Source organism: Rhizobacter sp. P2_H2, from assembly GCF_056403375.1.
In genome coordinates, this window is sequence record NZ_JBFUFP010000178.1 from 1 (window position 1) to 7,554 (window position 7,554).

Here is a 7,554-nt window from a genome sequence, read left to right on the forward strand (position 1 = left end):
CCTCGATCTCGGGCACCACCAGCAGCGGGCGCTCGGCCTCGATCAGCGCCTTCAGCTGCGCCGGGTCGCTCATCGTGATCGTGCGGGCATGGTGCGCGACCTGCTGGCCCGGCGCGTTCTCGTAGCGGTCGACCGCGATCGTCTCGACGCCCAGGCGCTGCAGCGCGATCAGCACCTCCTTGCCCAGTTCGCCGCTGCCGAGCAGCATCACCTTGGTGGCTTGGGGAGAGAGGGGGGTTCCGAGGGTCGTCATGGTGCTGCGCGGCCGGTGAAAGGGTTGTGGGCGGAAAGAGCGTGATTTTGCCGACGACCCCAGCCGCATCTGCTGATGCACGAAGATTTATCATGCGGCACCATGCAATCCGGCTCCCGTGACGTGGCCCAGCTCCGCCTTGACAACGCGCTGGCCCTCTTCGATGAATTCGTCCACAACACCATCAAGCATCCGGATGCCGCCACGCTGAGGGGCCTCGAACGGCGCTTCGCCGAGCGCCTGCAGATCCAGCCGAGCTACTGGAGCCAGATCAAGGGCCGCTCGCGGCAGATCGGCGAACGGCTCGCACGCCAGTTCGAGGTGCTGTGCCACAAGCCGAACGGCTGGATGGACCAGCCGCACGACGCGGCCGGTTCCTCGGCGGCCCCCGCTCCTGCCGCAGCCCTCGCTGACGACGCCCTGCGCAACGTGCCGCAGGATGACGACGAGCGCTTCATCGTCGGGCTGGTGCTCACCTACTACCGCCGCCATCCGCAGCGCGCCCGCACGCGGCTGCTGGACTTGCTCGGCGAGGTGCTGATGCCGGCGGCGGAACCCGCCAAGGCGCCAGCGCCCCCCCCGCCGACCCGCACCGCCGCGGCCGCAGCACCCCGCGCCGCGCCGCCCGCCGAAGACCTCTGGGCCCGCACGCAGGCCGGCATCGCGCCGCTCAAGAAAAAACGTTGATTCTTCCCCACACCTTCGAACAAGGGGGTTGAAATTGATAATCGATTGTTTATCATCTGCGCAAGCCGTGATGAACACCTTTATCACGGCGACGCCCCGCCCCTCAACCCCGGAGTCCCCACGTTGATCGCCTGCGCACTGAACCCTGCCCTTGCCCGCCGCGCCTTCGCGCCGTCGGTGCCGGCGTTTCAGTGTCTCGGTGGCCGTCGGGCCCCGCCCGGTCCGCTTGCCGGCTGAGCTTCGCGACGCACGCGCGCTCATCCCGACGGCCCGGTTGCTTCCCGCACCGGGCCGTCGTGCTTTCTGGCCCTGCCGTCCTCGTCCACACAGGAGATGTCTCATGTCCAAGATCACCATGCCAGCCCGCAAGCCCCGCAACCCACTGGTGGCGCCCGCGCACTTCCGTCGCGCCGGCAGCCACCAGGCAGGCGGTACCTCGCGACAGGATGCGCGCCGCGCACTCAGCCGCGAACTCGACCAGCTCAGCAGCCCCCGGCTGCGCCACAGCCCATGAATCCAACGCAGCGCCAGCGCGCTGCCGAAGAAGGAAATGATCATGACCAGCTCGAAGCCCCAGACGTGGCGCGCCCTGACGCCGCGCCACTCCGGCTCCTCCCTCGCGCGCCGCACTGCAGCGGCCGCCCTGAAGTCCGCGAGCGCCGTGCTCGCTGAACTGGCCCAGCGCCTGGCGGTACCGCCGGCGCCGCCCGCACCGCCGCTGCCGCCGGTGCTCGAGTTCTACGCGCAGTCCGGCGCACCGGAAGGTGCGCTGTACCTCGATGGCGAACTCGTCGGATGGGTGCAGGGCGTCACGCGCCTGTGATTCATCCGTGAATTGAAACGGGGGCCTCGCGGCCCCCGTTTTCATTGATGCGCCGGCACCGGCTTCGGATGCCGCTTCTCCCACAGCTTGTGCACCAGCACCGCGACCGGCACCCAGCCCAGCCACATCACCAGGTCGATGCCCTCGTGCCACCACTGCCAGGTGTCGACCGGCTGGTCTTCCCAGCCCATCGCCTCCTCGATCATGTCGAACACGCCGAGCCAGGTCACCATCACCGCCAGCAACACGCCGGTCTCGCGCTGGCGATCGTTCCAGTGCCGCCACAGCGCCGGCAGCGTGACGCCGCCGACGCACACCATGTACAGCGCCAGGTGCCCCAGGTGCTGGTGCTCGAACCACGACTTGATCAGCGGTTCACCGCTGATCATCTTCGCGGCCGTCCAGCCGAGCACGCCGGCCCCCAGGATGACGATGCTCGGGAAGCGGTCGACCAGCTTCAGGATCATCTGGCTGCCCCAGACGACGATCGGGATGCTGATCAACAGGCCCAGCACCACCAGCAGCATGCTGCCGTGGGCCGCACCGCCGATCGCGAGCACGTTGTCGACGCCCATCACCGCATCGGCGATCACGATGGTCTGGATCGCGCCGCGCACGGTGGATTGCGGCTTGATGCTGTGGCCCTCACCGTCCTTGTCCTGCGTCAGGGTCCACGCGATCCAGATCAGCGCGAGGCCGCCGGCCAGCAGGAAGCCGGGGATCTTGAGCAGCCACACGACGATCAGCGTCAGCAGCGCGCGGATCACGATCGCGCCGGCCGTCCCCCACAGGATCACGCGGCGCTGCATCTCGGGCGGCACGTTGCGGGCCGCCAGGCCGATCACGATGGCGTTGTCGCCGGCCAGCACGAGATCGAGCAGCACGATGGCCATCAAGGCCGAGAAGAAGTCAGCTGAGAAGAGTTCCATGGTCCTTCACCTCGCAAGAGTGCACGCCGTGCGGATGCACGGCGGGTGAAGGTCTTGCCCACAGCGTTGGTCCATCGGTCCCACGCGCTGCTCAAGTGCCGGGGAACCGCGGGAGCGGCGCCCGTGCTGACGGCGGCTTGATCGGGGGGCTACTCCCCTTGCGAGGCCAGTGTCGCCGCAGCCGGCCTGGCGCGTCAATCGGGGGCCCCCCCTCTTCTCAGACGACGATCCTCAGACCATCGCGAGCGAGGTCTTGCGCCGCGGCGGCGGAAACAGCTTGTCGAGCGCGGCCAGGTCGGCCGCGCCGAGCTTCAAGCCGGCTGCGGCCAGGTTCTCGCGCAGGTGGGCCTCGCGCACGGCCTTCGGGATCGCGATCACGCCCGGCTGGTGCAGCACCCACGCGAGCGCGAGCTGGGTCGGCGTCACGCCGAGGGCGTCGGCCAGCGGCCGCAGCCCCGGGTGCGCGGCCAGCTCGCCTTGGGCCAGCGGGCTATACGCCATCAGCGGGACGTTGCGCTCCCGCTGGCGCGGCAGCAGGTCGAACTCGATGCCGCGCTCGCTCAGCGCGTAGTACACCTGATTGGTCGCGCAGGCCGCGCCGCCCTCCAGCCGCCACAGGCCGGCCATGCCGTTCGCATCGAAGTTGCTGACGCCCCAGGCCCGGATGCGCCCCTGCGCCCGCAGGCGCTCGAACGCATCGACCGTGTCGCGCAGCGGATGCGAGCCCGGCCAGTGCAGCAGGTAGAGGTCGACGTGGTCGAGCCCGAGGCGCTGCAGGCTGCGCTCGCACGCGGCCATGGTGCCGGTGCGGCTCGCGTTGTGCGGGTAGACCTTGCTGACGATGAACAGCTCGTCGCGCCGCACCGCGCCGGCACGCAGCGCCTCGGCAATGGCCTGCCCGAGGGCCTCTTCGGCGCCGCCCTCGCCGTACATCTCGGCGGTGTCGAAGAGCCGGTAGCCGAGGTCGATCGCCAGCCGGATCGCGGCCACTTCGCCACGCCTCGCCGCGGCCGATTCCCCCATGCGCCAGGTGCCGAGGCCGAGGCTCGGCACGGGGGGTCCGGAAGGCAGGGCGACGTGGTTCATGGAGATCTCCGAGGTAGGCCCCGAAGCCTAGCGCGAACAGGTTCTGCGGCACACTGCGAACCCTATGTCGGACGCCTCCTCAGATGCCCTGATCTCCCTGCGACAGGTCGACAAGCGCTTCGCCAACGGCGTGCAGGCGCTGCAGTCGGTCTCGCTGGACGTGCAGCCGGGCGAGTTCGTCTCGCTGCTCGGCCCGTCCGGTTGCGGCAAGAGCACGGTGCTGCGGCTGGTGGCCGGGCTCGAGCGCGCGAGCGCTGGCACGGTGCAGGCCCCGGCACTGCAGGCCGATGCGGCCAGCGACACCGCCTTCGTGTTCCAGGAGCCCACGCTGATGCCCTGGGCCAGCGTGTTCGACAACGCCTGGCTGCCGCTGCGGCTGGCCGGCGTCGCGCGCCGCGATGCCGCCGCGCAGGTGCTGCCGCTGCTGCAACGCATGGGCCTCGAAGCCTTTGCGGACGCCTTCCCGGGCGAGCTGTCCGGCGGCATGAAGATGCGCGCATCGATCGCCCGCGCGCTGGTCACGCAGCCCCGGCTGCTGCTGATGGACGAGCCGTTCGCCGCGCTCGACGAGATCACCCGCCAGCGCCTGAACATCGACCTGCTCGACGCCTGGCAGGCCCGCCCGATGGCGGTGCTGTTCGTCACGCACAGCGTGCTCGAGGCGGTGTTCCTKAGCCAGCGCGTGCTGGTGATGGGCGCACGGCCCGGCCGCATCGTGGCCGAATTCCGCATCCGCCGGCCGGTGCCGCACGAGGCAGCGTTCCGCGACAGCGACGACTACGTCGCCCAATGCCGGGCCGTCTCGCGCTCGCTCGAGGCCGCGCACGCCGCGGCAGCCGCGTGAACGAACGCTGGCGCCGCCGCATCGCACCGGCCGTCGTGCTGCTCGCGCTGCTGGCTGCGTGGGAGGCGCTGGTGCGGCTGGCCCACATTCCGCACTACACGCTGCCGGCGCCCAGCCTCGTGCTGCAGACGCTGGTCGACAACTTCGCCTCGCTGGCCGGCAGCTGGTGGTTCACCGTGAAAATCACGTTCGGCGCGCTGCTGCTCGCCTGCACCGGCGGGGTGCTGATCGCCGCGGTGTTCGCGCTGTGGCGGCCGGTCGAGGAGGCGCTCTTTCCGGTCGCGGTGGTGCTGCAGGTGACGCCGATCGTCGCGGTCGCGCCGCTGATCCTGATCTACGTCGAGAGCACGACCGCCGCGCTGCTGCTGTGCGCCTGGATCGTCGCGTTCTTCCCGATCCTGTCGAACACCGTGGCCGGGCTGCGCGCGGCCGACGTGAACCTGCGCGAGCTGTTCCGGCTGTACCGCGCCTCGCCCTGGCAGCGGCTGCGCCTGCTGCTGCTGCCGTCGGCGCTGCCGTACTTCATCGCCGGCCTGAAGATCTCCGGCGGCCTGAGCCTGATCGGCGCGGTGACGGCCGAGATGGTGGCCGGCGCCGCCGGCCGCGAGACCGGGCTCGCGTCGCGCATCCTGGAGGCGAGCTTCCGCACCGAGACGCCGAAGATGTTCGCGGCGCTGAGCCTGCTGGTGCTGACCGGCGTGCTGATCTTCGCCGGCTTCAATGCGCTGTCGCGGCTCTTGCTGGGCCGCTGGCATGCCACCGAGAATTGATCCATCGAAGGAGAGACCCATGAAGAACATCATCAGCTTTGCAGCCTTGGCATTGACCCTCGCGGCCGGCACCGCCCTCGCGCAGGACAAGGTGACCTTCGCGACCAACTGGAAGGCGCAGGCCGCGCACGGCGGCTTCTACCAGGCGGTGGCCGACGGCACCTACAAGAAGTTCGGCCTCGACGTGACGCTGCTGCAAGGCGGCCCGCAGGTCAACAACCGCCCGCTGCTGCCGGCCGGCCGCATCGATTTCCTGATGACCGGCAACCTGCTGCACAGCTTCGACAACGTGAAGAACGGCGTGCCCACCGTCGTCGTCGCCGCGATGTTCCAGAAGGATCCGCAGGCGCTCATCGCCCACCCGGGGCAGGGCTACGAGTCGTTCGAGAAGCTGAAGACCGCGCCGCTCGCGCTGATCGCGAAAGACGGCCAGTTCAGCTGGTGGCAGTGGCTGAAGGTCACGCACGGCTTCAAGGACGAGGTGCTGAAGCCCTACAACTACAACCTCGGCCCCTTCCTCGCGAACCCGAAGGCGATCCAGCAGGGCTACTCGGTGGCCGAGCCGATCTACGTCGAGAACCAGGGCAAGTTCAAGCCGGTGGTGCACCTGCTGGCCGACCACGGCTTCAGCACCTACTCGACGGTGATCGAGGCGCGCACCGACACCGTGAAGGACAAGCCGCAGCTGGTGCAGCGCTTCGTCGACGCGTCGATCCTCGGCTGGGTCAACTACCTGTACGGCGACCGCAAGGCGGCCAACGCGATGATGATCAAGGAGAACCCGGAGATGACCGAGGCGGAGATCGAGGCCTCGGTCGCGCTGATGAAGCAGCAGGGCATCGTCGACTCGGGCGAGGCGCTGCGCAACGGCGTCGGCGCGATGAGCACCGAGCGCATCCACGACTTCTACGCGCAGATGGTGAAGGCCGGGCTGTACAAGGCGGGCGAGGTCGATCTCTCGAAGGTCGCGACGCTGCAGTTCGTCAACAAGAAGCTCGGCATGGACGTGAAGGCGAAGCTCGGCGGGCGGTGAGGCACCCCGTGCGGCCGTGTGAGGTTTTCCTCAAGTGCGGCGCAAAGAGGTCGATACTCGCGGTAACACTTTTCCTGACACCGTGACGTGAGCATCGAGACCGCACCGCGCCCTGCCGGCCATCAGCCGCTGTCCCATGCCTTGCCCGACCTCGCCGCCTGGGTGCAGCACTTTCGCGACCGCGAGATCCCCGTCCTCGCGAACACCTCCGATGCGCTGGAGGCGATGCGCGCGAACGAGGACGACGTCGACGCCAACCTGATCGGCGAGATGGTCGCCGACGACCCGCTGATGACGCTGAAGGTGCTGGCCTACGCAGCCACGCACCGCCCGGCGCGGCTCGTCACCGACGTCGAGACCGTCACCGCCGCGGTCGTGCTGATGGGCATCTCGCCGTTCTTCGGCGCGTTCGGCCTGCAGCCCACCATCGAGGACGCGCTGGCCGGCCGGCCGGAAGCGCTGGCCGGCCTGAACGACGTGCTGCGGCGTGCGCACCGCGCCTCCCGCTTCGCGCTGGCCTTCGCGATCCACCGCCAGGACCACGACGCCGCGCTGATCCACGAAGCCGCGCTGCTGCACGACTTCGCCGAGATGCTGCTGTGGGTGCATGCGCCCGACCTGGCGCTGACCATCCAGCGCGCGCAGGCGGCCGACCCGACGCTGCGCTCCAACGCGATCCAGCACCGCACGCTGAACGTCGAGCTGTTCGACCTGCAGCAGGCGCTGATGAAGGCCTGGACGCTGCCCGACCTGCTGATCCGCATCTCCGACGACCGGCATGCCGAGCATCCGACGGTGCAGAACGTCGTGCTGGCGATCCGCCTCGCTCGGCACACCGCGCACGGCTGGGACAACGCCGCGATCCCCGACGACGTGGCCGACATCGCCCAGCTGCTGAACATGTCGACCGCCGCGACGCAGGCGATGCTGCAGAACCTCGATTACTGAGGCGTGCAGCCGGGCGCCGCTACAGTGGTACCGCGGTGGTGTTCTTCACCCGGTCCATCACGAAGCTGGTCTTGCAGTCTTCGACGCTCGGGTGCTTCAGCAGCGTCTCCATCACGAAGCGCGAGTAGTGCGCCATGTCCTGCACGACCACGCGCAGCAGGTAGTCCATCTCGCCGGTCAG

Annotated in this window: 9 protein-coding genes and 2 pseudogenes; 7 read left to right on the forward strand and 4 right to left on the reverse strand. The window is 69.3% G+C overall.

Annotated elements, in window-relative coordinates; genetic code table 11:
• Window positions 1-253 (reverse strand): annotated as a pseudogene (locus tag AC1D15_RS12250) (formate-dependent phosphoribosylglycinamide formyltransferase); the annotation flags it as partial.
• Between the two features lie 123 nt (window positions 254-376).
• Here AC1D15_RS12250 and AC1D15_RS12255 point away from each other — a divergent pair.
• From AC1D15_RS12255 to AC1D15_RS12265, 3 genes are all read left to right on the forward strand, one after another.
• On the forward strand, window positions 377-940 hold the full coding sequence (locus tag AC1D15_RS12255) for a hypothetical protein (RefSeq protein WP_477826183.1): 564 nt from the start codon (window positions 377-379) through the stop codon (window positions 938-940).
• Between the two features lie 340 nt (window positions 941-1,280).
• Complete coding sequence (locus AC1D15_RS12260; RefSeq protein ID WP_477826184.1) at window positions 1,281-1,454, forward strand: hypothetical protein; 174 nt, start codon at window positions 1,281-1,283, stop codon at window positions 1,452-1,454.
• Window positions 1,455-1,496: 42 nt separating this feature from the next.
• On the forward strand, window positions 1,497-1,763 hold the full coding sequence (locus AC1D15_RS12265) for a hypothetical protein (protein ID WP_047500882.1): 267 nt from the start codon (window positions 1,497-1,499) through the stop codon (window positions 1,761-1,763).
• A 299-nt stretch (window positions 1,764-2,062) separates the two neighbouring features.
• On the opposite strand, the pseudogene AC1D15_RS12270 reads toward AC1D15_RS12265, so the two are convergent.
• Both AC1D15_RS12270 and AC1D15_RS12275 read right to left on the reverse strand, forming a co-directional pair.
• Window positions 2,063-2,692 (reverse strand): annotated as a pseudogene (locus AC1D15_RS12270) (TerC family protein); the annotation flags it as partial.
• A gap of 231 nt (window positions 2,693-2,923) precedes the next feature.
• Window positions 2,924-3,778: an aldo/keto reductase gene (locus tag AC1D15_RS12275; RefSeq protein ID WP_477826185.1), complete on the reverse strand. Its 855-nt coding sequence runs from the start codon at window positions 3,776-3,778 to the stop codon at window positions 2,924-2,926.
• Between the two features lie 64 nt (window positions 3,779-3,842).
• Here AC1D15_RS12275 and AC1D15_RS12280 point away from each other — a divergent pair, with 64 nt between their 5' ends.
• The 4 genes from AC1D15_RS12280 (at window position 3,843) to AC1D15_RS12295 (ending at window position 7,373) form a co-directional block, all read left to right on the forward strand.
• Window positions 3,843-4,622 (forward strand): ABC transporter ATP-binding protein, encoded by a 780-nt coding sequence (locus AC1D15_RS12280; RefSeq protein ID WP_477826186.1) that lies wholly within the window; start codon window positions 3,843-3,845, stop codon window positions 4,620-4,622.
• Window positions 4,619-5,392, forward strand: a complete 774-nt coding sequence (locus tag AC1D15_RS12285) for an ABC transporter permease (protein WP_477826187.1) — start codon at window positions 4,619-4,621, stop codon at window positions 5,390-5,392. The genes AC1D15_RS12280 and AC1D15_RS12285 overlap by 4 nt, the downstream gene beginning before the upstream one ends.
• 19 nt (window positions 5,393-5,411) lie before the next feature.
• Window positions 5,412-6,425 carry an ABC transporter substrate-binding protein gene (locus AC1D15_RS12290; protein WP_477826188.1) on the forward strand — a complete coding sequence of 338 codons (1,014 nt, stop codon included), beginning with the start codon at window positions 5,412-5,414 and terminating at the stop codon, window positions 6,423-6,425.
• Between the two features lie 87 nt (window positions 6,426-6,512).
• Window positions 6,513-7,373, forward strand: a complete 861-nt coding sequence (locus AC1D15_RS12295; RefSeq protein ID WP_477826189.1) for an HDOD domain-containing protein — start codon at window positions 6,513-6,515, stop codon at window positions 7,371-7,373.
• Between the two features lie 19 nt (window positions 7,374-7,392).
• Here the strand turns inward: AC1D15_RS12295 and AC1D15_RS12300 are convergent.
• A partial coding sequence (locus AC1D15_RS12300; RefSeq protein WP_477826190.1) for an Lrp/AsnC ligand binding domain-containing protein occupies window positions 7,393-7,554 on the reverse strand: 162 nt, incomplete at its 5' end.

What these genes read in the sequence shown, in the direction of transcription:
- AC1D15_RS12260 (WP_477826184.1), top strand. Translation starts at nt 1,281, where the DNA reads ATGTCCAAGATCACCATGCCAGCCCGCAAGCCCCGCAACCCACTGGTG.
- AC1D15_RS12265 (WP_047500882.1), top strand. Translation starts at nt 1,497, where the DNA reads ATGACCAGCTCGAAGCCCCAGACGTGGCGCGCCCTGACGCCGCGCCAC.
- AC1D15_RS12275 (WP_477826185.1), bottom strand. Translation starts at nt 3,778, where the DNA reads ATGAACCACGTCGCCCTGCCTTCCGGACCCCCCGTGCCGAGCCTCGGC.
- AC1D15_RS12290 (WP_477826188.1), top strand. Translation starts at nt 5,412, where the DNA reads ATGAAGAACATCATCAGCTTTGCAGCCTTGGCATTGACCCTCGCGGCC.